Origin of the sequence: Stenotrophomonas sp. TWI819 (assembly GCF_039673075.1) — a bacterium.
Classification (GTDB): domain Bacteria; phylum Pseudomonadota; class Gammaproteobacteria; order Xanthomonadales; family Xanthomonadaceae; genus Stenotrophomonas; species Stenotrophomonas rhizophila_B.
On record NZ_JBDJKY010000001.1, the window covers coordinates 266098 to 290113 of the forward strand.

Below are 24016 nucleotides of genomic sequence, written 5' to 3' on the forward strand. Positions count from 1 at the left end.
GCGGCCGCAGGCATGCTGCGGCCGCCGTATCCGGTTACGGCATCAGCACCTTGTTGATCACGTGGATCACGCCATTGCTCTGCTTCACATCGGCAATGGTGACGTTGGCCACCTGACCCTTGCTGTCGGTCAGAGTGATGCCCTTGCCGACCACACGGGCCGTCAGCGCTTCACCTTCAACGGTGGTGAGGCTGGCTTTGCCACCGCCCTGCTTGATCTTGGCCATCAGGTCGGTGCTTGTGACCGCGCCCGGCACTACGTGATAGGTCAGGATCTTGGTCAGGTCCGCTTTTTTCTCAGGCTTCAGCAAGCCTTCCACCGTGCCCTTGGGGAGTGCGGAGAACGCTGCATTGGTCGGTGCGAACACGGTGAACGGGCCGGCGCCTTTGAGCGTATCGACCAGGCCGGCTGCTTTGACCGCAGCCACCAGGGTGGTGTGGTCCTTGGAATTGACGGCGTTGTCGATGATGTCCTTGTTGGCATACATCGCTGCGCCGCCCACCATCGGGTTGCTGTGCTGCGCGCCCGTCATGGGGGCGGGCGCCTGCGCGAAGACGAGCGGGGATGCGGTAGCAGCAAGACAGCCGATCAGTACAAGGCCTGCAAACTGGATCTTCATGACCAAACTCCCAAATGGATGCGCCGGTATGACGCACCTTCAATTACGACGGGAGTGGGCTGGCGGATGCATTACCTTCGCACTATATTTTTTCGTCACGCGCAGGTGAGGATCGCGTCGAGGCGGCGCGACGGCTACAGCACCCCGGGAATCTTCACCGCGAGCGCGGCCTTCTCGGCGTCACAGCCGGTCGGCTCGACGCTGTTGCTGCGCAACGCCTGTATTTCCGCACGGGCCAGCGCCATGTCGCGATTGAAATCAGCATTGGCGTGGAGCATCGCCAGGGCGCCGGCCGCCACGGCACGGCCTTCGAGCACGTCACTCTGCCAGTGCGCGTTACAGATCAGCCGGTTCTCGCCGAAAGCGCGGCCACGGGCGAGCAGCGCATCGGCCTGGCCCGGGCTCAGTTCGGTCAGCACCAGTGCCCAGGCCCAGCTGATCGCGGTGTGGCCGGAGGGATAGGAACCATCGGTGCGCAGCGACGCCTCATCGGCGGGCGCGCAGGTGTTTTCCTTGAAGAACACGAAGGGGCGGGTGCGTTTGTAATGGTCCTTGGCCGCATACGTGGCCAGGCCGGCGTCCACCAGGGTCCGCTGCAGCAGCAGATAGAGCGCCGGTGACGTCTGTTGGCTGATCGGCACCCCCAGCGCGCAGGAAAACGTGTTGGCAACCTGCGGGAAGCGCAGGTCCGCATCGGTGGTGGCCAGCGCATAGCGCGGTGATCTGCGCAGTTGCTGCGCCGCGCGATGGACGGCCTGATCGTTGGCGAATGCGGGCGAGCCTTTGGCTGGCGGCGGCGGCAGCAGTGCCAGGCTGTCGGGCAGGGCGCGACCCAGGTAACCGGCCGGCACGCCAGGGCGCAGTTCCGGAACGGGCGCCGGCGCGGGGGCGGTGGTCGGCGGAGGCGGCGCGGGTGCGGTCGACAGCGGCGGGGCGGTACTGCAGCCGGCGAGCGTGGCGGCCACGACCAGTGCAACGGCACTGTGGCGGCGGAAGGAGGGCAAGGCAATCCTGTGCATACGGGCGCTCCGCAGGGGTGTCGGCTCACTCTGTCGGCCCCGCGACGCGCGTACAACCGCCTTTCTACGTGGTCCCCATCAGTATCTTTACTGGTGCACGGCGCTCCGCAGTGGCGGCATCGAACGGACGGTGCCGGACAGCGGAAAACGCACCTCGATACGGGTGCCGCCGAGGGGACTGGCGCTGACCTGCAGGGTCCCGCCGAGCAGGCGTGCGCGCTCCTCCATGCTGATCATGCCCAGCCCGGGCGCTGCCGGGTCATGGCTTGCCGGCATGCCGATGCCATCGTCATCCACGCGCAGGACCATCTGCTCGCCACGCACCGTGACCAGAATCTGCGCGGCGCGCGCACGGGCATGCTTGTCCACGTTGTTCACCGCCTCCTGCATGATCCGGAACAGGCTCAGTTCCTGGTCGTCGCGCAGCCGCGGCAGGTCATCGATGCGGCAGCGCACACGCAGCGCGCCACGGGCGTTGCGCTTGATGCAGAACGCATCCAGTGCACTGGCCAAGCCGGTGAAGCGCAGGATGCTGGGATGCAGTTCGTGCGAAATGGAGCGGATGTCGTTGGACACGGTCAGCAGCTGATCCTGCAGGTCGATCACACGGTGCCGCTCCGTTTCGGGTATCTGGTTGCGCAGCGCGCTCAGGCAGATCGAGATCGCCGCCAGCGACTGGTTGACGTCGTCGTGCAGGTCGCGTGCGATCCGGGTGCGTTCTTCCTCCTGCACCACCAGCATGCGTCCGGTCACTTCGCCGAGCCGTCGATACGCCTGTTTCAGCTTCAGGTGGTTGGACAGCCGCTGCTCCGACAGCGCGCCGAGGAACAACAGGGCGCAGCCGGTGCCGAGGGTCCAGACCTGGGCCGTGATCAGGTTGTGGTCGGTGGTCCAGAGGGCGAACGGGCCGATGTCCTGCATGCTCAACTGCATACCGAGCACGGCCACGATGAGCATGCAGGCCGATGCCCCCGAGACGCCCAGGACGATCAAGGCCCAGACCAGCAGCGGAATCGGCGCAAGGACCAGCAGGGGCGTCATGACCCCGTCCGCCCAGTCGACACCCCAGACCAGGCCCAGCAGCACCAGCAGCAGCACCGCAATCACCGCCGTCCGCCACTGCCATCCATCACGCCGTTCCGGTGTCTGAAGGACGCGCGCGACGTTCACCACGCAGGGCACGATGAGCAGATAGCTCACCGCGCTGCACAGCCACAGTGCACCGATCGCACCTGACGCTGCGCCGGTGCGATGGCCCGACAGCAGCACCGCCTGCCAGAGTCCCACACACACAGGCAGTGCCACACAGCCGACCAGCACGAACAGGCCGATATCGCGGTAGCCCTCCAACGGCGCACGATCCCCACGCCAACGCAGCAGCAGCCATGCCACGCCGATCACCAGCGCGAACTCACCCGCGCTGGCGATCAGGTGGGTCAGCCCCAGAAACGGGGCGAAGGCAAAGGCCAGCGCGGTGCCCGCACAGGCGGCAAGAATGCAGGTGCGCCACTGCGCGCGGGGGGTGAACAACAGCCAGCCGAGCAGCAACGGCCCCGGAATCCACAGCACGTGCAGACGGAAGCCGGGCATCTGGGCGAGGGTCGGCAGCAACTGTCCGAGCAGGCAGCCGAGCAGCAGCGGCGCCACCAGTGTGAGGATGACGCGAAGCGCGGGTGAGGTGCGTGTGGACGGGGCTGGGTTGGCGGGGTCATCCGGCGGAATGTCGGTGGTGCTATCGACAGCAGCAATGTGCTTTACGGTCGCATTGACGTGCACGTAGACCTCGGCGGGGCGTGAGTATGCTCGGGTCGATCCGCGGAGGCGTCTCGATTTGATGCGCTTCACGCTTGTGGGGGATAGTGCGCGACCGGTTGTCGTGATGTCGCTTCCGCCCCACAATCGGGTCGATCTAAACAGCTTGTCCCCCCGCGCGCTATCCGATTTCCGACTTGCCCAAGGAGCTGGCATGGACGAACCGATGGCCCCGTACAGCCGCTTTGTCGTCGACGGGTTCGATGCCGATGCGTTGCTGGGTGTGGTGCGTGATACCCGCTTCGAGCAGCGGCTGTTGGCGGCCGGGCATTTTCGGGCGTGCCTGCAGCGCCTGGTGTTTCCCGAGTTCAGCCTGGACAGCGGTGCCTACACACTGCCGATCTTCGCCAGCGGCAGCTTCGGCCAAGGGCTGGTCGCGCTGGCGATGGCGGTGTCCTGCGAACAGCCGATGTGGGCCAACGGACGCTGGATTCCCGCCGGGCAGGTGATGGTGTTCGCCGAGGACAGCGAGCTCAATGTGCGCCCGAGCCCCGGTGGCTGGCAGTGGGCCGTGCTGCTGATTCCACGCGAGGTGCTGCAGCGTGAAGCGGTGGCGCGGATCGGGCGCGAACTGCGTCTGCCACGCAGCGGCTGGTGCAGCCGCCCGGCGGCACCGGCAGAGGCCTATGGGTTGCGCTATGGGGTGTTCAAGGCACTCGATGCGGCCGCCAGCTGGACGGGTGTGGTTACCTCCGAGCAGGTTGCCGCGCAGGCGGCACTGTTGTTGGGGGCGTTCGTCGATGCGGTGAGTGCCGCCGATGCCGGGCCGGCGCGGCGTGCGGACGGCAGCTGGTTCGAACGCCACCGCGACAGGGTGGTGCGGCGCGCCGAGGAGTACCTCAAAGCTCACCTGGATCGGCCGTTCGACAGCAGAGCCCTGTCACTGGCGCTGGGCGTGGGAGAGCGGCAGCTCGAGCGCCTGTTCCGTGATGCCTACGGAGTGGACAACCGGAGTTACACGGTAACGCGCTAGGTATTTATACGCAGGCACCGGCCGGCGGTCGGCACCTGTGCAGGGGCGTCACGGTGTCCGGGGGGAGGCCGGTCCGCCGGCGGCGATCCAGGCGTCCACGGCCTGGCTGACCACCGTCATCGGCATGGCCCCGTTGCCCAGGATCAGGTCGTGGAACGCACGGATGTCGAAGCGGGCGCCCAGCTCCCGGCGTGCCTGCTCGCGCAGTTCCAGCAGCCGCAGTTGGCCCATCTTGTAGGAGGCGGCCTGACCCGGCTGCACCAGGTAGCGGTAGACCTCGATGCGCACATCGGCCGGGGTCATGCCGGTCTTGTCCTGCATGTAGCTGATGGCCTGCTCGGGTGTCCATCGTTTGCGATGCAGGCCGGTGTCGACCACCAGCCGCACCGAGCGGAACATCTCGGCCTGCAGACGGCCCAGATCTCCGGCCGGGTCATCGCGGTACGCACCGGTCTCGGCCATCAGCTGCTCGGCATACAGCGCCCAGCCTTCGCTGAACGCACTCGGGTTGAGGCTGCGGCGCAGCATCGGCAGCGCGGTCAGGGTCTGGCCGATCGAGATCTGGAAATGATGCCCCGGCGAGCCCTCGTGATAGGTGAGGGTGGGAATGCTCCAACGCGTATTGGAGGTGATGTCGCCCAGGTTGATGAAGAACGTGCCCGGCCGTGAGCCGTCCATCGCCGGTGGGTAGTAGTAGCCGCCGGGCGAGGTGGCCTGCATGTGCGTGGGTACCGGCTGCACCAGCAGCTTCTGCGTCGGCAGATGGCCGAAGTAGGTTGGCAGGATCGGATCGAGATCGCGCAGGCGCTGTTGGATGTCGCCGATCAGCTGCCTGCGGCCGGCGTCGCTGTCCTCATACAGGTAGCGCGGGTCCTTGCGTAGCTGTTCGATGCGGGCGGCCACGCTGCCCTCGCGCAGGCCCAGCTGCTTCAGGCGGTCATCCATCGCCGTGTCCAGCCGCGCTACTTCGCGCAGGCCGATCTGGTGAATGGCATCGGCGTCAAGGTCGGTACTGGTATACCAGCGCAGGGCGGCATCGTAGTAGGCCTTGCCCTCGGGCAGTGCCCACACGCCGTTGTTGCCGGGATGGGTCGCCAGCGTGGCCTGCACGTTGTCGAGCAGGCGTTGATACCCCGGGTTCACCGCGTCGCGCACTGCAGCGGTGGCCTGCGCGATCAGTTCAGCGCGACGGGCCGCCGGGATGGACGGCACCTTGTTCAGCTTGCGCTGCAATGACTGCACCCACAGGCTGTCCTGCGGCGCCGGTTTCAGCAGGGCACGGTACTGGTTGGCCGCGCCTTCCAGCGCAACCGCCGGCGGCACCACGCCCTGTTGGGCCTGCATGTCGACGTTGGCGCGGACCTGGTCCAGCTTGGTGCCCATCGCCTGCAGCCGTTCAATGTAGCGGCGGGCACTGGTCTCGTCGGTCACCGCATGCTGGTTGTCCATGAACTGTGGGAGGTTGACCGGCAGGCTGAACAACTGGTCGATCGCGTAGGTGCTGCCGCCGACCGGCAACCAGGCCGCGGCCCATGGCACGGCCATCAGATCGATCTGGGTCTGGTAGAACCAGCGCGCCAGGCCGTCGCTGAGGCGTTGCTGCGGGTCCAGCGGTGCGCCTTTCCATGCACGGATCTGCGCCAGGTTGTCGACAAGAAAGCGCCGGTTGATCTCGCGCCGGGCCAGCGAGACGTCGGTCAGCTGGCCGGACAGATCACCGCCCGCATCACCGCTGATGCCGAGCATCGTGCGCAGTTCCGGATCGGCGTTGATCGCGGCCATCGTCTGCGCATCGAGCAGGGCGTTGAACGAGGTGGTGGCCGGTGTGGTTGCCGTGGACGGCGCCTGCGCCTGCGCCCCGGCGGATGCAAGCGTGAGGGTCCCGGCGATGGCGATGGCGATGGCGAGAAGGGCGGGGAATCGGCGGGCGGGCGTGGTCGGAATCACAGGGCGATCTCCGTTGGCGGGCAGGCTGCGCGCAGGCTACGCCAGCACGTACGCCAGCGCACGTATCGATCGTCACGCGTGCGCAGCCGGCTGGATGCATCCTGCGTTCCGGTGCCTTGCCCGAGCACCGTTGGCTATGTGGATATGCCGGTGTGTAAGGGCGCTTTCGGTAAAAAGACGGGCCCCAATGAATCAAATCAAGCACTTGATCGGTGGCGGCCCTGCACGCCATTCCACCCGCGCGGGGGCACGCCCCGCGGTGGATTGACGCTCTGCAACAAGTTTGCAACAAGTGCCTCCAGGTCACCTGGGGGAACCTGCCTTGCCTGCTCCGTACCTGCCACGGCGATGTCGCCGCTGACGTACCGCCTGCGCCGCCTCATCGTCATCTTCGGGCGTAACGCCCGACCTCTGCGGATACCACCATGAATCCTCGCGCCACCGTGCTGCGACGTCGCCGTCTGTCCGTCGCCGTGCTTGCCAGTCTGTTCACCGCCGTTCCGGTCCATGCTCAAACCGCGGCAAGTGCGCCGGCGGTCACCCAGCTCGACCAGCTCACCGTCCTCGGCAACCGCACCCAGGCCCGCACCGTGCTCGAATCGCCGGTGCCGATCGATGTGCTGAGCGCGCAGGACCTCCGCAGCGGCGGCTACACCGATATCAGCCAGATCCTGCAGTCGCTGTTGCCCTCGTTCAATTTCCCGCACCCGACCACCCCCGATGGCAACACCCACATCCGCTCAGCGACGCTGCGCGGGCTCTCGCCGGATCAGACCCTGGTGCTCGTCAACGGCAAGCGGCGGCATGCCAGTGCGTGGGTCAACACCGGCGGCACGGTGGGCAAGGGCGCGGTCTCCACGGACCTCAATGCGATCCCGGTCAGTGCCATCGAGCGGATCGAAGTACTGCGCGATGGAGCGTCTGCCCAGTACGGTTCCGATGCGATTGCCGGGGTGATCAACATCGTGCTGCGCGAGGATGCCGGCTTCGAAGGGCGGGTCAGCCGCGGCACCACCCGCGATGGCGGTGGTGGCACCACGGCCGTCGCCCTGGACACCGGCGTGGCCTTTGCCGACGGCGGCGGCCTGCACCTCACCTGGGATTATCGTGACCGCAAGGCAGCCAACCGCGCCTTGCCCGATACCCGTCAGCAGTACTTCGGGATCGGCCGCAACGGTGCGCCGGTGGCGCCGTCGGGCACCTTCGGCTCCGGCACCGGCCTGGCACCGATCGGGGGCGCGGCGGCGGGGGCCGTGGCCGACCCACGCGAAGCCACCATCGACCGCGATGCCCTGTGGCGCTTCGCCGACTCGGCCGACACCGTGGAAAAGACCGTGTTCGGCAACCTGCGCAAGCCGCTCGCCTGGGCGGAGGGATTGGAGGCGTATGCGTTCGGCGGCTACGGGGTAAGCGAGGGCAGTTCCAACGCCTCCCTGCGCCGCGCTGGCCAGGTCGAGAACGTGCGCGCGATCTACCCCGACGGGTTCCTGCCGTGGGTCGATACCCAGAGCACCAACGCCTCGCTCGGCGCCGGCATCAAAGGTCTGCTCGGCGACTGGCACTGGGACCTGAGCAGCGTCTACGGCCGCAACAAGCTGGTCTACCGCACCCGCAACACGCTCAACGCCACGCTGGGTGCGGCCAGCCCCACCGCGTTCTACAACGGTGCGCTGGAGGCCTCGCAGTGGACCACCAATCTGGATGCCAACAACAGCATCGAGCTGGGCTGGCATGCACCGCTGCGGCTGGCGATCGGGGCAGAGTTCCGCCGCGATACCTACGGCATTTCGCCCGGTGAGCTGAACTCATACGTCTGGGGACCGGCGCGGGTGCTTGATGGCCCTTCGGCTGGCGCGGTGCCGACGATCGGCTCGCAGGGCTTCGCGGGCATCCAGCCGGCGGACGCCGGCAACCATCACCGTCACAACGTCTCGGCCTACGCCGAAGCGGAAACCGATGTGACGGATCGCTTCCTGGTCTCGCTGGCCGGGCGCTGGGAGGACTACAGCGATTTCGGCAGCACCACCAACGGCAAGCTGGCCCTGCGCTACCAGCTCGACGGCGGGGTGGCGGTGCGCGCCTCGGTCAGCACCGGCTTTCATGCGCCGGCCCTGGCCCAGCAGTACTTCAGTTCGACCAGCAGCCGCACGTTGAACAACGCGGTGACCGGGGTGCCCGAGTACGTGCTGGTGCGCACGGCACCGGTGGATACGGTGGAGGCGCGTGCCCTGGGGGCGCGCTCGCTGGAGCCGGAGCAGGCGACCAATGTCACGGCGGGCCTCACTTGGGGCATCGGTGGGCTGAGCGCGTCGGTGGATGTGTATCGGATCGACATCGACGACCGGATCTTCCTCTCCAGCAACTTCGTTGATGCGGCCGGGTCGACCGCGATCCGTGACTACCTGGCCGCGTTGGGCTCGCCGGGCGTAACCAGCGTGCGCTACTTCAGCAACGCCGCCGATACCCGCACCACCGGCGTGGACGCTTCCGCGCGCTACCGTTGGGAGCTGGCGGACCATGGCAGGCTCACCGCCACCGTGGCCTATAACCGCAACAAGACCGAGTTGACCCACGTCGCCTCGACCCCGGCGCAGCTCACCGCGCTCGGCGTGCGCACGCCGTTGTTCGATGTCACCGAGCGCACCCGCGTGGAGAAAGGCCAGCCGCGCGACAACCTGACGCTCGCGCTGGGCTGGGATGTCCGCCGCTGGGGCATCCACCTGGGCACGCACCGCTACGGTGAGATCGAAGGCGTGGCGGCAACCAACCAGAGCGCGGCCAATGTCGCCGCCTTTGCGCAGGGCTCGACCCGTTTCCGCACGCTGCCGACCGAAGCGGGTAGTGCTGGCAATGTCGACGTGATCCAGACACTGGAGGCGCGCTGGGTCACCGATCTGGACATCGCCTTCCGCGCGACCGAGACGGTGACGTTGGTGCTGGGCGCCAACAACCTCTTCAACACCTATCCCACCCGCAACATCGCCACCACCCCGCAGGTCTCCGGCGCGGATACCTTTGGCGTGTTCCCGTACAGCGAGCTGTCGCCGTTCGGTTGGAGTGGCACCTACTACTACGCACGCCTGGAGGCCCGTTTCCAATGACCCGTTCCACGATTGCAGGCCACCTGCCTGCCGACCCGCAGCGCCGCCACTGGCTGCGTGCCGGGCTGACCAGTGCCGCAGCGGTCGCGCTGGCGCCGGCCGCTGGATCCGCTGCGCCGGCCGCGCCGGTCGCGCCGGCAGCCGTGACAGCCGCCGGGCGCACCACGGACCTGCTGCGACTGGATCTCAATGAAAGCAGCTACGGCCCGTCACCTCGGGTCGGGCCCGCGGTACAGCGCGCGCTGGCGGAGGCACCGCGGTATGTCAGCGCCGCGCAGCTGCAGGCGTTGCAGAGCCAGATCGCCACGCTGGAAGGGGTCGCGCCCGAACAGGTCATCGTCGGTGAAGTGCTTGAAGCATTGGGCCAGCATCTTGCGCTGAGCCAGGGCGCGGGCGGGTTCATCTACAGCGTGCCCGGGTATGGTGCCCTGGTGGATGCGGCCAGGCCCTTTGGCGGCCGGGCGGTGGAAGTGCCGTTGAACGCGCGGCTGGAGAATGATCTGCCCGCATTGCTGGCGGCGATCGCGCCGGATACCCGCGCGCTGTTCGTGGTCAATCCGCACAACCCGTCCGGCACGCTGAGCCCCGGGGCCGAGTTCGATCGTTTCGTGACCGCCGCGCAGGCGCGCACGCTGGTGATCGTCGACGAGGCGTACCTCGACTACCGCGAGGATGCCGCCACGTTGAGCGCGGTGCGCCTGCTGCGGCAGGGCCAGAACGTGGTGGTGTTCCGCACGCTGGGCAAGATCCATGCCCTGGCCGGGCTGCAGGTCGGGTATGCGCTGGTGCCCGCGGCGCTCGCCGGGGCACTGCGCCAGCGCGGCGTCGGCGGCGCGCATGCGCAGAACCAGTTGTCGCTGGCGGCTGCATCGGCCGCGCTTGCCGATCCCGCCCACGTGGCCCAGGTCCGGCGCAGCGTGGCGGCGGAGCGGCAGCACTGGCAGCAGGTCCTGAGCGGGCTGCGCCTGCGCTCGACCGAAGCGGCCGGCAATTTCGTGTTCGTCGATACCGGGCACCCCCATGCAGCCGTCGCCGCCGGGCTGCTGCAACAGGGCGTGCGCATTGCCCGTGTGTTCGCCCCGTATGACACCTGGGTGCGGATCACCGTCGGCACGCCGGCGGAGAACCGGCGTGCGCAGCAGGCGTTGCGCAGCGTGCTCGCCCAGCTGGGCAAGGCCCAGGGTGGGGCGGCGGCGTAGACGCTGCCCGACGCGCCGTCAGCCGCCGATGCGCTCGAAGCCGTCCGCGCTCCAGTCCTCACTGCCCACACCGTGATGGATCACGAACAGGCCCTGCGGATCGTAGCGGCGCTTGGCGGCCTGCAGCCGGGGGTAGTTCGGCCCCCAGAACGCCTGCTGCCAGTCCTTCTGGAAGTAGTCGCTCTCTGAAACATAGGCCGGGGCCGAGGGCGCCACCACACTCAGGGCCTGGTAGGCGCGCGCCACGTTCAAGGCGCCCCGCCGTGCCCGGGGCTCATCCACCGTGCGCCCCAGGCCCGGATACACCGGCCCGCTGGCATTGCCGATGATCGCCAGCGCGAAGGCGTCCAGTACCGCCGGATGGGTGGCCGTGTCGCGGCTGGCGGCCAGCGCCGCCGCCGGCGCACCGAACAGGCCCTTGTTGCAGTGCAGGCCGACATCCATGTGGTCGGCGGCCGCACAGATCGCGGCGGCCGCCTGCTCACGCTGCGCATCGTCCAGCAGCCCCGACGGCAACCAGGCCGATGCGTAGCCATGCAGGAACCAGCCGACCTGGCCCTGGTCGCCCTTCCACAGCATGTGCCGGGAGGAGGCGCCGTCGCGGGTGTCCTCGGCGATGAGGGCAGGGGCGTGCTGGCGGAAAAAGTCCGCGTCCCAGAAGTCTCTGGCCGGCATCGCCAGTGCCTGCAAGGGTTCGGTGATGGTGTAGGCCGGCCGGGCGCGGATCCAGTCCAGGAACGGCGTCCAGGTCGCTTCGGCCGCGTCGCGCGACAGGCCCTGGAACACCATCGAGATCGACAGCCGGCGCGTGTCCTTGAAAGTGAACTGCTCACCCCAGTGCGGGTTGCACAGCGTGTCGCGGTAGAAGCGGAGCATCTCCGCCGCCAGTGCCCGCCAGCTGGCGTCGTCGCTGGCCTGGATCTGGCAGGAGACGCCGCCGAAGGTATCGGGCAGGTCATGGGTCCGCAGCGTCATCCGGGTGACGATCCCGAAACTCGCCGCGCAGCCGCCCTTCAAGGCCCAGAACAGGTCCGGGTCGTTGTCGGCGTTGACGGTGCGGATCTGCCCGTCGGCGGTGACGATCTCGGCTTCGATCAAGCTGGCCGCGGCCGTGCCATGCGCTTTGGAGAAACTGCCGAAGCCGCCACCGGTGACCAGGCCGGTCACGCCCACCGAGGTGCAGCCGCCGCCCTGGACATAGCGCCCGCCGCGGGTGGTGACCGCATCGTAGGCATCGATCCACATCGCCCCGGCGCCCACGCTGACCGCCGGCTGCGGCGGCGTGCCCGGGCGGGCGTTGTGGGCGACGAAGGCATCGTGCAGCTCGACCTGGTTCATCGCGCGGGTCCAGACCAGCAGCGAATCCGGCGCGCAGGAGGTGCCGTGATAGCTGTGCCCGCCGCCTTTGACCACCAGCCGCAGGCGGTGGGTGCGGGCAAAGTTCACCGCCGCGGCCACATCGGCGCTGTTGGCGGCGGCCACCACCTTCGCGCTGGGCACTGACCGCCACGCGCCGAAGTAACCACTGGTCTGGGTGAGCGCGGGCGCATCGCCGAGGAAGAACGGATTCTGCAGCTGCTCCAGCGCGGCGGCGCGGGTGGCGGCGTCAGCGAGAAAGGGGGACTGCGGCACCGACAGCCGACCGCCGACTGCCCGCGACAACTGGTCCCAGTCGGCGGCAGCGGGCCACCCTGCAGCGCCCGGCCGGACCCTCGCACGCGTCGCTGCGACGGCAGGGCCGGCCTTGAGCAGCATCGGCAGCAGCGGCAGGGTCAGCCCGGCCTTGAGGCAATCGCGTCGTTTCATGAGGGTGGTTCCTGCGGCAGCAGCGGGGTTGATGCCAGCGAGTGTGTTCCCGCAGAGGCCCGCCGGCCCTGGCCTGGGGCCGGATGTCGGTGATGAAGGGACGAGTGGCGGGCGCTCAGGGGCGGGTGGTGCCAGCCGGAGACACGTCGGTCCCGCGCCGATTGACGGATGTCCGACGCGGCTTACCCTAGTCTGGTTCCATTGCGCTCGCGGCCGTCGCTGGGCGAGCGCCCCACGACATCCGGATCCATGCCCACCTCGAACGACCCCGCCCCCGGCGCACTGGCCACCTTCACCCCGGCCACGCGCGATTGGTTCACGGCAGCCTTCGCTGCGCCCACGGCAGTGCAGGACCATGCCTGGGCGGCGATCAGCGCCGGCCAGCACACCCTGGTCATCGCGCCGACCGGCTCGGGCAAGACCCTGGCCGCGTTCCTGCACGCGATCGACCAGCTGTTCCGCAGCGGTGAGCAGCAGGGCGGTGGGCGGCCGGCGACGGCCACGTCCACCAAGCGCGGCACCCGTGTGCTGTATCTCTCGCCGATCAAGGCGCTCGGCGCCGATGTCGAGCGCAACCTGCAGAGGCCCCTGCAGGGGGTGAGTGCCGAACGCGAGCGACGCGGCGATCCAGCGGTCACCCTGTCCGTCGCGATCCGGACCGGGGACACCACCCCGGCGGAGCGGGCGCGGCTGCTGCGGCGTCCGCCGGACATCCTGATCACCACGCCCGAATCGCTGTTCCTGATGCTCACCTCACAGGCGTGCGAGACGTTGCGCGACGTGCATACCGTGATCATCGATGAGATCCACGCGGTGGCCGGCAGCAAGCGCGGCACCCATCTGGCGTTGAGTCTGGAACGGCTGGATGCGCTGTTGCAGGTGCCTGCGCAGCGCATCGGGCTCTCGGCCACGGTGCGCCCGGTGGAGGAGGTCGCGCGGTTCCTCGGTGGCGACCGGCCGGTCAGCGTGGTTCATCCACCGTCGCAGCGGGCGCTGGAGGTCCGGATCGTGGTGCCGGTCGAGGACATGGCCGACATTCCGCCGCATCCCGCGGCCGCCGATGCACCCGCGCCCGCCGGCCGGGTCGGCTCGATCTGGCCGCATGTGGAGGCCAGCATCCTGGACCAGGTGCTGGCGCGACGTTCGACGATCGTGTTCGCCAACTCACGGGGCGTGGCCGAAAAGCTGACTGCCCGGTTGAATGAACTGCATGCCGACCGTGTCGCCCGTGGCCAGCTCCCGGCGCTTGGCTCGATAGCGGAGGCTGCCCCCGAACACTACGGGTCGTTCAACGGCGGCACCGCCGGGCGGGCCGCTGGAGCGGACGCGCTGATCGCCCGGTCGCACCATGGTTCGGTCTCCAAGGAACAGCGCCGCGAGATCGAACAGGCGCTCAAGTCCGGCGAGCTGCGCTGTGTCGTGGCCACCTCCAGCCTGGAGTTGGGCATCGACATGGGGCTGGTCGATCTGGTGATCCAGGTCGCCGCGCCGCCTTCGGTGGCCAGCGCGCTGCAGCGGGTGGGGCGGGCCAGCCATCAGGTCGGGGGCATCTCCACCGGCCTGGTCTACCCACGCACGCGGCGCGACCTGATCGATGCGTCCGTGGCGGTGGAGCGCATGCTGGCCGGTCAGATCGAAGCGATCGATCCGCCGCGCAACCCGCTGGACGTGCTGGCCCAGCAGACAGTGGCCGCCGCGGCGATGGAGACACTGGACGTGGACGCCTGGTATGCGCGCGTACGCCGTGCCGCGCCGTACCGTTCGCTGCCGCGCAGCGCGTTCGATGCCACCCTGGACATGCTGGCCGGGCGTTATCCCTCCGATGATTTCGCCGGCTTCCGCCCGCGCCTGGTCTGGAACCGCGACACCGGTGCGCTGAGCGCGCGGCCGGGCGCGAAACAGCTGGCGGTCACCAGCGGTGGCACCATCCCGGACCGCGGCATGTTCGGTGTGGTGCTTCCGGAAGGCGAGGAGCGTGCCGGGTCGCGCCGGGTCGGTGAGCTCGATGAGGAGATGGTCCACGAATCACGGGTCAACGATGTGATCACCTTGGGCGCCACCTCGTGGCGGATCGAGCAGATCACCCATGATCAGGTCGTGGTGACCCCCGCGCCGGGGCGCTCGGCGCGCTTGCCGTTCTGGCGCGGTGAGGGCGTGGGGCGCCCGGCCGAACTGGGCGAGGCGGTGGGTGCCTTCATCGGTGCGCTGGATGCCGGTGTCGCGGAAGCGGGCATGCCGGCCGGGCTGCGGGAGCGGCTGCAGGCCTGCGGATTGGCGGACAACGCGATCACCAACATCGCCGGCCTGCTGGCCGAACAGCGTGAGGCCACCGGCGTGCTGCCCACCGATCGCACGCTGGTGCTGGAGCGCTGCCGCGATGAGGCCGGTGACTGGCGGCTGATGTTGCATTCCCCCTATGGGCGGCGCGTACACGATCCGTGGGCACTGGCGGTGGCCGCGCGCATCCGCGAACGCTGGGGTGTGGATCCGGCGGTGGTCGCCAGCGACGACGGCATCATCGCTCGGCTGCCCGACGCGGAGGGGCGCCTGCCGGGCGCGGAGCTGTTTCTGTTCGAGCCCGAGCGGCTGCGCAGCGACGTCACGCGTGCCGTGGGCGGCTCGGCCCTGTTCGCCGCGCGCTTCCGCGAATGTGCCGCACGCGCGCTGTTGCTGCCGCGGCGCACGCCGGGTCGCCGCTCGCCGCTGTGGCAGCAGCGCCTGCGCGCCGGTGAACTGCTGGCCATCGCGCAGGGCTATCCCGAGTTCCCGATCCTGATCGAGACCGCACGTGAGTGTCTCCAGGACGTCTACGATCTCGATGCGCTGGGCGTGCTGATGCAGCGGCTCACCGACGGCCGCGTGGCGATCGCCGATGTCACCACCGAGGTGCCGTCGCCGTTCGCGGCGAACCTGCTGTTCGGCTACGTCGCCGAGTTCATGTACGGCACCGATGTGCCACTGGCCGAGCGCCGCGCGTCGGTGCTGTCACTGGACAGCGGCTTGCTGGGGGACCTGCTCGGCCAGGTCGATCTGGGCGAACTGCTGGATGCGGCCGTGGTGGAGCAGGTGGGCAGCGAGTTGCAGCGCCTGGCGCCCGACCGCCGTGCGCGCGGCAAGGAAGGGGCGGCCGATCTGCTGCGAGAACTGGGCCCGCTCACCGATGAAGCGATGGCGCTGCGGCGGGTCGATGACGATCCTGCCGGGCATCTGCACGATCTCGCCGCTGAGCGGCGTGCGATCCAGGTCAAGATCGCCGGCCGCATGCACTGGGCGGCCATCGAAGATGCCGCGCGCCTTCGCGATGCGCTGGGGGTCACCCTTCCGCGCGGCATCCCCGAGACCTTCCTGCAGGCCTCATCGGACCCGCTGGGCGAGCTGCTGGGCCGATATGCGCGTACCCATGCGCCGTTCACCACGGCCGAGGTGGCGGCCGCGTTCGGATTGGGCGTGGCCGTGGCCGATGCGGCACTCACGCAGCTGGAAACGCAGGGCAAGCTGCTCAAGGGGCGTTTCGGTGTGGCGCGTCGCGACGCCGAGGCCATCGTCGCGGCCGCCGAGCCGGCGCCGCTGGCCCGTCACGAATGGGTGGGCGAGGCGGTGTTCCGTCGGCTGCGGGTGCGCTCGCTGCAGGCGGCACGCGAGGCGAGCCGGCCGGTCACGCGCGACGCCTATGCCCTGCTGTTGCTGGAGCGGCATGGGCTGCTGGCCGATGCCGAACAGGCTGCACGTGGCATCACTCACCGCGGGCCGGGTGCGCTGGAGGGCATCGACGGCGTGCTGCGCGTGGTGGACCTGCTGGCGGGTGTGGCGCTGCCGGCGTCGGTGTGGGAACAGCAGATCCTGCCTGCGCGCGTGGTCGATTACGCGCCGGCGATGCTCGATGAGCTGCTCGCTACGGGCACCGTGGTGTGGGCCGGGCACGGGCGGCTTGGCGAGGAGGATGGCCTGGTCTCGCTGCACCTGCAGGAATTCGCGGCAGAAACGCTGCCCGTGCTTGCGGTGGCAACCGCGCTGTCGCCGCTGCAGGACGCGCTGCTGCAGGTGCTGGCCGACGGGGGTGCGTACTTCGCGCGCCAGCTGGCCACCGCGGTGGGCACGCACGGGGCGCGGGCCGGCAACCCGCCCATGGAGATCACCGCCGCGCAGCTGCACGACGCCTTGTGGGGCCTGGCCTGGTCGGGGCACCTGACCACGGATCTGTGGGCGCCGCTGCGCGGCATGGCCGGGGCCCGCACGCCACGGCCGCGGGTCGCGCGCGCCTCGCGGCGCGGTCGACGCGTCCGTGGCATCCCGATGCACGACACGCCCTTGGCCGACGGCGCGCCGGCCGTGATCGCCAGCTTTGCGGCCCCCGCGCTGGCCGGGCGCTGGTCGCTGTTGCAGCGTGAGGCGATCAGTGACACGGCGCGCGCGGTGGCGCTGGCCGAGGGGCTGCTGGACCGGTACGGCATCGTGACCCGCGGGGCCGCGATGGCCGAAGGGATCGCCGGCGGCTTCCCGGCGCTGCAACAGGTGTATCGCGGCATGGAGGATGCGGGCCGGGTGCTGCGCGGGCGCTTCGTGGACGGGCTGGGCGGGGCCCAGTTCGCCGATCGCCTGATCGTGGATCGACTGCGTGGCGTCGCCGATGCCCTGCGGCCCGGTGCTGGCGAGGTGGCGATCGGGCTGTCCGCGGTGGACCCGGCCAACCCGTTCGGTACCGTGGTGCCCTGGCCGGTGCACGGTTCGGCGGTCCGGCCGGTGCGACGTGCCGGCGCCGTGGTGGTGATCGGTGGTGGGCGTCTGTTGATGTACCTGGCCCAGGGGGGGCGCCAGCTGCTGACGTTCTTCGATGCGGACGATGTGTCCCTGGCCGGCACGACGGCTGCCGCGGCGCAGGCGCTGGTCGGTGCACTGCGGCGGGGGCGTCGGATCTCGTTCACGGTGGAGCTGATCAACGATGCGCCGGCGCGGCGCGATGGAACGATGGACGCACTGCGGGCCGCCGGGTTCTCCAGTGCGCCCAAAGGCATCAGCTGGGAAGGATGAGCAGGGAGAGGCGAAGACTTACTGATGCGATCTAAGTAGAAACACGCTGGCCGCCATCGCGACCCACACCGACTATTGAGCACCACCGTCGTCGGAGAAGTGCATGGCCAGCTCATCCGCAAAGAAGAAGCCCGGTTCATCCGCAAAGAAGCCCAACATCCTCGTCATCTGGGGAGACGACATCGGCATCTCCAACCTGAGCTGCTACTCGCGCGGGTTGATGGGCTACCAGACCCCGAACATCGACCGGCTGGCCAATGAGGGCATGATGTTCACCGACTCGTACGGTGAGCAGTCCTGCACCGCCGGCCGGTCCTCCTTCATCACCGGGCAGAGCGTGCTGCGTACCGGTCTGTCGAAGGTGGGCATTCCGGGCGCGCCGGTCGGCATGAACGAGAAGATCGTCACCATCGCCGCGCTGCTGAAGAACGAGGGCTATACCACCGGGCAGTTCGGCAAGAACCACCTTGGCGATCTGAACCACATGCTGCCCACCAACCATGGGTTCGATGAGTTCTACGGCAATCTCTACCACCTCAATGCCGAGGAAGAGCCGGAGATGTACGACTACTTCCCCAAGGACGAGTTCGGCGATTTCATCGACACCATCAAGCCGCGCGGGGTGATCCACAGTTTCGCCACCGACAAAGATGACAGCACCGACCAGAAGCGCTGGGGCAAGGTGGGCAAGCAGAAGATCGAAGACACCGGCCCGCTGGACCGCAAGCGCATGCTGACCTGCGATGACGACTTCGCCGACCGCGCCAAGGGCTTCATCAAGAAGGCGAACGACGACGACACGCCGTTCTTCGTCTGGGTCAACTTCACCCACATGCACCTGATCACGCATACCAAGAAGGAAAGCCTGGGGCAGGCCGGGCGCTGGCAGTCGCCGTATCACGACACGATGATCGACCACGACAAGAACGTGGGCTCGTTGCTCGATTACCTCGACGAACTGGGCATCGCCGAAGACACCCTGGTGGTGTACTCCACCGACAACGGACCGCACCGCAATTCGTGGCCGGACGGCGGCATGACGCCATTCCGCAGTGAGAAGGACACCAACTGGGAAGGCGCGTTCCGGATTCCGCTGGTGGTGCGTTACCCGGGCAAGATCAAGCCGGGTTCGGTGTCCAACGAGATCGTCCAGCACCATGACTGGCTGCCGACCTTCCTGGAACTGGCGGGCAACAAGGGCGTGGTCAACGACCTCAAGAAAGGGGTCAAGGCGATCGGGCGCACCTACAAGAACCACATCGACGGCGTCAGCCTGCTGCCGTATCTCACCGGCAAGGAGGAAAAGTCGCCGCGCAAGCTGTTCGTCTACATCTCCGATGATGGCGACATGCTGGGCATCCGCTACGACAACTGGAAGGTGACCTTCATCGAGCAACGCTGCAAAGGCACGATGCAGCTGTGGGGCGAACCGTTCACGGTCATGCGCATCCCCAAGATCTACAACCTGCGCACCGATCCGTACGAATTCGCGGATGTGACCTCCAATACCTATTGGGACTGGTACATCAACCACGTCTACATCGTGTACGGGGCGATCGCGCTGCTCACCAAATTCAACGAGACCTTCGTTGAGTTCCCCAAGATCCAGAAGCCGAACACGTTCACGGCCGACCAGGCCGTGGAGAAGCTGCAGGAAGCGGTGACGGGCAAGTAGCGGCTGCGGCCATCGCGTGGAAGGATCGACCAACGGGGGGACGGAATGTCCCCCCGTTCGCGTGCCCGTTCCGTCAGGCGGCCTCGGAGGCTGCCTGTGCGTGGGTCGGGGCGTACGCCGGGTAATCGATATACCCGGTGGCGCCACCCCCATAGAACGTGTCCCGATCGGCGGGCGCCAGCGGCCAGCCGTTCTGCAGGCGCGCCACCAGATCCGGGTTGCTGATGAACGGGGTGCCGAAGGCCGCCAGGTCGATCAGGCCCGCATCGATCAGCTGCTCGGCCCGCTCACGGGTCATGCCGCCGGCAAGGATGAGGGCGGTCCCGGGCAGGTGCGGCTTCAACGTGCGCAACAGACCACCGAAGCCCGAATCGCCCGCGCCATCGACCGATTTCTGGCCGACCTTGAAGCCGGACTGGTCCATGAGGTGCACGTAGGCCAGGCCACGCTGCCCGATCGCCTGGATCAGAGCGGTATAGGTGGCGTCGATTTCCGGGTAGTGCGGCATGTCGAACAACTGGCCATAGGGCGAGAGCCGGATGGCCGTACGCGCGGCGCCGATACGCGCGACCACGGCGTCGATCACTTCCAGGGTGAAGCGCAGGCGGTTGTCCAGCGACTGCGGGCCGTACTGGTCGGTGCGGTCATTCACCTGCGGATTGATGAACTGCTCGTGCAGGTAGCCGTTGGCGCCGTGGATTTCCACGCCGTCGAAGCCGGCCTCGATGGCATTGGCGGCCGCCTGCGCGAACTCCGCCACGATGCGCGGAATCTCATCGGTCTCCAGCTGGCGCGGCGCCGGGGCGGCGACCAGCGCGGGTCGGCCCTGCTCGTCGTAGCCGAATGCCTGCGCGCCGACCGGCAGCTTCGAACTGGCACTGACCGGGCGCGCATCGTTGGCTTGGATGGTGGGGTGCGAGACGCGACCCACATGCCAGATCTGCGCGAACATCCGGCTGCCCAGCGCATGGACCGAATCGGTGGTCAGGCGCCAGCCGGCGATCTGCTCGGCCGTGAAGATGCCGGGATTGAACAGGTAACCCTGGCCCTCGCGGGAAATGGGCGTGCCTTCGCTGACGATCAGGCCGGCGGTGGCACGCTGGGCGTAATACAGGGCGGTTCGCTCATCAGCGGCATCCTGCGGGGCGCGTGCACGGGTCAGCGGGGCCATGACCACGCGGTTGCGCAGCGGGATGCCCGCGAGGTCGAACGTATTGAAAAGGGAGCTCATGGGGGTTCCTGAGGGTGCGAGGGGGAGGGCGTGGCGGGTTCGCCATGCGCTTCACTTCATCGTATGGGCGTGCGATATCGGCCACAATGCGGTGATTCCGCAAATGACTATTGCTGAAAAAGCAATCAGCTCCCAAGGTGCCCGCCATGCAGCTCAAAGCCCTCCGCTATTTCCTCACCGTCGCCGCCACCGGCAGCTTCCTGGCCACGGCGCGCCAGTACCGGGTGCCAGCTTCATCGGTGTCGCGCTTCATCGCGGCGCTTGAACAGGACGTGGGGCACCAGCTGTTCTACCGAAGCACCCGGGCGGTCCGGTTGACCGAAGCGGGCGAGCAGTTCCATCAGCAGGTGCGAGACGCTGTGGACCTGCTCGATGACGCGGTCGGGCAGTTGGAAGGCCGCGATGCCGAGCTGCGGGGCCTGATCCGCATCAACGCCCCTGAGTCACTGGGGCGGCTGCACATCGCACACATCGTCAATACGTTGCAGGCGAAATATCCCGAGTTGATCGTCGAGCTGACCCTGACCGACACGCTGATCGATCCCGTCCAGGAAGGCGTGGATATCATCATCCGTGTCGGGCTTCTGATGGATTCGGGCCTGATCGGCAAGGTCATCGCGCCCCACCGCAACATCCTCGCCGCCAGCCCGGCCTATCTTGCCGCGCACGGCACGCCGGTGGTGCCGGAGGATCTGCTGCAGCATCAATGCCTGGTCTACAAAGGGCAGCTCGGCATCCAGAAGTGGTATTTCCGTTCCTCGCCGGAGGTGCCGTTCAAAGCGGTGAACGTGACCGGCCCCCTGCGCAGCAACAATGCCGAAGCGCTGCTGGCGGCGGCCATTGCCGGGCGTGGCGTGGTGCTGTTCCCCACCTGGCTGTTCAACGCAGAAACGCTGCACAGTGGCAGCATGGTCACGCTGCTCGGCGAGTGGGAGTTCTCCCCGCAATCCGAACGGGTGTATCTGCAGCTGCTCTCGCCGGAAAACAGACTGCGCTCACGCAAGGTCCGCGAGGTGTCGGCCTTCCTCACCGAGGCGATCGGGTCGCCGCCGTACTGGGACCTTTCTGATCGGTGAGTCATGGGCACCCCCATCACACAGGGGATGGCAGGATCGGGAGAGATTCGCCCCTCACCAGGAGACCACCATGGCTTCGACCGTTGTCCTGACCCGATCGTGGGTCATCCATCCCTTCCACGCCGCTGTATTGGGCGGGGTGCTGCCGTTGTTCCTGGCGGCGCTGCTGGCCGACTACGCGTACTGGAGCACGTACGAGATCCAGTGGGCGAACTTTGCCTCCTGGCTGCTGATCGGCGCGATGGTGATGACAACGCTCGCCTTGCTGTGCGGGATCGTCGGTCTGGTCCGCCGCAGCCGCAACCTGGCGTATGTCGTGATTCTGGCGGTGACCTGGGGCGTGGGCTTCATCAACTGCCTCCACCATGCGCGCGACGCGTGGGCCGTGATGCCGGCGGGCCTGGTGCTCTCGGTGATCCTGACCGTGCTGGCGCTGATCGCCACCTGGGTGGGACTGTCCAGCCTGCGCGTGGGAGGTGTGCGATGAGCCGCCAGACCACGCTCCGTATCCTCTCGCTGTCCGCGCTGGCGGTCGCCTTGGCGGCCTGCAGCGGCAAGGCGCCCCCGCTTGACCAGTACGGTGGCAGCCCGGAAATGCCCAAGCCGCATCGCGGGCTGATGCCGGACATGACCATCGCCAAGCCGGCGCAGTGGGGCGACACCTTGCCGACGGTGCCCAAGGGCTACCGCATTTCGGCGATCGCCACCGATCTGAACATCCCGCGGCAGACCCTCATGCTGCCCAATGGCGACATCCTGGTGGCTGAAGGTCGTGGCGGCAGTGCGCCCGCCCTGAAGCCGAAGGATGTGATTGCCGGCAAGATCAAGGCCAAGGGCAATACCTCGGTCAAGAGTGGCAACCGACTGACCCTGCTGCGCGACGCTGATGGCGACGGCACCTACGAACTGAAGACGGTGTTTGCCGACAATCTCAACGCGCCCTATGGTCTGGCGTTGATCGGCAATGCCATCTATGTGGCAAACCAGGACGCGGTGGTGCGCTTCGATTATCAGGAAGGGCAGACCAAGGCGGGCGCGGCGCCGGTCAAGCTGACCGACCTGCCGTCGGCCATCAACCACCACTGGACCAAGGCGATGACCGCCAGCGCCGATGGCCGCTATCTCTACGTGGGTATCGGCTCCAACAGCAACATCACCGAACGCGGCATGGCGGTGGAGATCGATCGCGCGCGGATCTGGCAGATCGACGTGGCGACCGGTGCGCACAAGGATTACGCCACCGGTATCCGTAATCCCACCGCGCTGGCGATCCAGCCGGGCACCGGCACGCTGTGGGCCGTGGTCAATGAACGCGATGAGATCGGCCCGAACCTCGTGCCCGATTACCTCACCTCGGTGAAGGAGGGCGGCTTCTATGGCTGGCCTTACAGCTACTGGGGCAAGAATGTGGATCGCCGCGTGATGCCGCAGAACCCGGAGAAGGTCGCCTCGGCGATCGCCCCGGATTACGCACTGGGCTCGCATGTGGCCGCACTGGGCGTGGCCTTCTCGTCCGAGGTGATGGGTACGCAGTTTGCCGATGGCGTGTTTGTGGGCGAGCACGGCAGCTGGAACCGCAATCCCCCGGTCGGCTACAAAGTGGTGTTCGTGCCCTTCAGCAATGGCCGTCCGGCCGGCGAGCCGATCGATTTCGTGAGCGGGTTCTTCGGCGAAGACGGCAAGACCCGCGGCCGCCCGGTAGGCGTCACGGTCGACCCGCGCGGCGCGCTGATCGTCGCCGATGACCTCTCCAACACGATCTGGCGGGTCACGCGCGACGGCGCTCAGTAATCTCTTAACGGGGACGGAGGTAATTAATAACTACCTCCGTCCCTGTTATTTCAGCCCAGCTGCTTCAGCAGGACCTGGGCCGCCTCTTCAGACGAGGCGGGGTTCTGGCCGGTGATCAGCAGGCCATCGGTAACCACATAGGAACCCCAGTCCGGGCCCTTGGAGTACGTTCCGCCTGCGGCCTTGAGCATGTCTTCGACCAGGAAGGGCACCACGTCGGTGAGGCCCACGCCTTCTTCTTCCGTGTTGGTGAAGCCAGTGACGTTCTTGCCCTGCACCAGCGGCGCACCCTCGGCGGTCTTGACGTCACGCAGCACGCCCGGGGCATGGCAGACCAGCGCGACCGGCTTGCCGGCGGCGATGAATGCCTCGATCAGGGCAATGGAGTGGGCGTCTGCGGCAAGGTCCCACAGCGGGCCATGGCCGCCGGGATAGAACACGGTGTCGAAGTTGGCCTGTGAGACGCTGTCCAGGCGGACGGTGTTGGCCAGCTGTGCGTTGGCATCGGCGTCGGCTTCAAAGCGACGGGTCGCGTCGGTCTTGAAGTCCGGCTCGTTGCTCTTGGGATCCAGCGGCGGCTGCCCACCCTTGGGCGAGGCCAGCACGATCTCCGCGCCGGCATCCTTGAAGGTGTAGTAGGGCGCGGCCAGCTCTTCCAGCCAGAAACCGGTCTTCTTGCCGGTGGTGCCGAGTTCGTCGTGCGAGGTCAGAACGATGAGGACTTTCATGGGTGATGCTC

The 24016-nt window shown here is 67.9% G+C and carries 15 protein-coding genes; 8 read left to right on the forward strand and 7 right to left on the reverse strand.

Annotation, left to right across the window (positions count from 1 at the left end; all coding sequences use genetic code 11):
* Window positions 1–34: 34 nt before the first annotated feature.
* From ABE463_RS01235 to ABE463_RS01245, 3 genes are all read right to left on the reverse strand, one after another.
* On the reverse strand, window positions 35–532 hold the full coding sequence (locus tag ABE463_RS01235; RefSeq protein WP_260232232.1) for a fasciclin domain-containing protein: 498 nt from the start codon (window positions 530–532) through the stop codon (window positions 35–37).
* 221 nt (window positions 533–753) lie between these two features.
* Complete coding sequence (locus tag ABE463_RS01240; protein WP_346466957.1) at window positions 754–1638, reverse strand: phosphatase PAP2 family protein; 885 nt, start codon at window positions 1636–1638, stop codon at window positions 754–756.
* Window positions 1639–1725: 87 nt separating this feature from the next.
* A complete protein-coding gene (locus ABE463_RS01245; protein WP_346466958.1) occupies window positions 1726–3285 on the reverse strand; it encodes an ATP-binding protein in 1560 nt (519 codons plus the stop codon).
* A 319-nt stretch (window positions 3286–3604) separates the two neighbouring features.
* Here ABE463_RS01245 and ABE463_RS01250 point away from each other — a divergent pair, with 319 nt between their 5' ends.
* Complete coding sequence (locus ABE463_RS01250) at window positions 3605–4423, forward strand: hypothetical protein (protein ID WP_346466959.1); 819 nt, start codon at window positions 3605–3607, stop codon at window positions 4421–4423.
* Between the two features lie 48 nt (window positions 4424–4471).
* On the opposite strand, the gene ABE463_RS01255 is transcribed toward ABE463_RS01250, so the two are convergent.
* Window positions 4472–6370, reverse strand: coding sequence for a DUF885 domain-containing protein (locus ABE463_RS01255; protein ID WP_346466960.1), 1899 nt, complete (start codon window positions 6368–6370; stop codon window positions 4472–4474).
* Window positions 6371–6795: 425 nt separating this feature from the next.
* Here ABE463_RS01255 and ABE463_RS01260 point away from each other — a divergent pair, with 425 nt between their 5' ends.
* Both ABE463_RS01260 and ABE463_RS01265 read left to right on the forward strand, forming a co-directional pair.
* Window positions 6796–9471, forward strand: coding sequence for a TonB-dependent receptor (locus ABE463_RS01260; protein WP_346466961.1), 2676 nt, complete (start codon window positions 6796–6798; stop codon window positions 9469–9471).
* Window positions 9468–10670 carry a histidinol-phosphate transaminase gene (locus tag ABE463_RS01265; RefSeq protein ID WP_346466962.1) on the forward strand — a complete coding sequence of 401 codons (1203 nt, stop codon included), beginning with the start codon at window positions 9468–9470 and terminating at the stop codon, window positions 10668–10670. Before ABE463_RS01260 ends, ABE463_RS01265 begins: the two co-directional genes overlap by 4 nt.
* Before the next feature lie 18 nt (window positions 10671–10688).
* Here ABE463_RS01265 and ABE463_RS01270 read toward each other — a convergent pair whose 3' ends face one another.
* Window positions 10689–12476, reverse strand: a complete 1788-nt coding sequence (locus ABE463_RS01270) for an FAD-binding protein (protein ID WP_346466963.1) — start codon at window positions 12474–12476, stop codon at window positions 10689–10691.
* 249 nt (window positions 12477–12725) lie between these two features.
* On the opposite strand from ABE463_RS01270, the gene ABE463_RS01275 reads away from it, so the two are divergent.
* Together ABE463_RS01275 and ABE463_RS01280 are read left to right on the forward strand one after the other, a co-directional pair.
* Entirely contained in the window at window positions 12726–17504 is a 4779-nt protein-coding gene (locus ABE463_RS01275) for an ATP-dependent helicase (protein ID WP_346466964.1), read from the forward strand.
* A gap of 103 nt (window positions 17505–17607) precedes the next feature.
* Window positions 17608–19179 (forward strand): arylsulfatase, encoded by a 1572-nt coding sequence (locus ABE463_RS01280; RefSeq protein WP_346466965.1) that lies wholly within the window; start codon window positions 17608–17610, stop codon window positions 19177–19179.
* A 73-nt stretch (window positions 19180–19252) separates the two neighbouring features.
* On the opposite strand, the gene ABE463_RS01285 is transcribed toward ABE463_RS01280, so the two are convergent.
* Window positions 19253–20410 (reverse strand): alkene reductase, encoded by a 1158-nt coding sequence (locus ABE463_RS01285; RefSeq protein ID WP_346466966.1) that lies wholly within the window; start codon window positions 20408–20410, stop codon window positions 19253–19255.
* Between the two features lie 146 nt (window positions 20411–20556).
* Here ABE463_RS01285 and ABE463_RS01290 point away from each other — a divergent pair, with 146 nt between their 5' ends.
* The 3 genes from ABE463_RS01290 (at window position 20557) to ABE463_RS01300 (ending at window position 23277) form a co-directional block, all read left to right on the forward strand.
* On the forward strand, window positions 20557–21486 hold the full coding sequence (locus ABE463_RS01290; protein WP_346466967.1) for a LysR family transcriptional regulator: 930 nt from the start codon (window positions 20557–20559) through the stop codon (window positions 21484–21486).
* Between the two features lie 70 nt (window positions 21487–21556).
* A complete protein-coding gene (locus ABE463_RS01295) occupies window positions 21557–21973 on the forward strand; it encodes a DUF2231 domain-containing protein (RefSeq protein ID WP_123729422.1) in 417 nt (138 codons plus the stop codon).
* Window positions 21970–23277: a sorbosone dehydrogenase family protein gene (locus tag ABE463_RS01300; protein WP_259259884.1), complete on the forward strand. Its 1308-nt coding sequence runs from the start codon at window positions 21970–21972 to the stop codon at window positions 23275–23277. The genes ABE463_RS01295 and ABE463_RS01300 overlap by 4 nt, the downstream gene beginning before the upstream one ends.
* 50 nt (window positions 23278–23327) lie before the next feature.
* Here ABE463_RS01300 and ABE463_RS01305 read toward each other — a convergent pair whose 3' ends face one another.
* Window positions 23328–24005, reverse strand: a complete 678-nt coding sequence (locus tag ABE463_RS01305) for a type 1 glutamine amidotransferase domain-containing protein (protein ID WP_346466968.1) — start codon at window positions 24003–24005, stop codon at window positions 23328–23330.
* Between the last annotated feature and the right edge of the window lie 11 nt (window positions 24006–24016).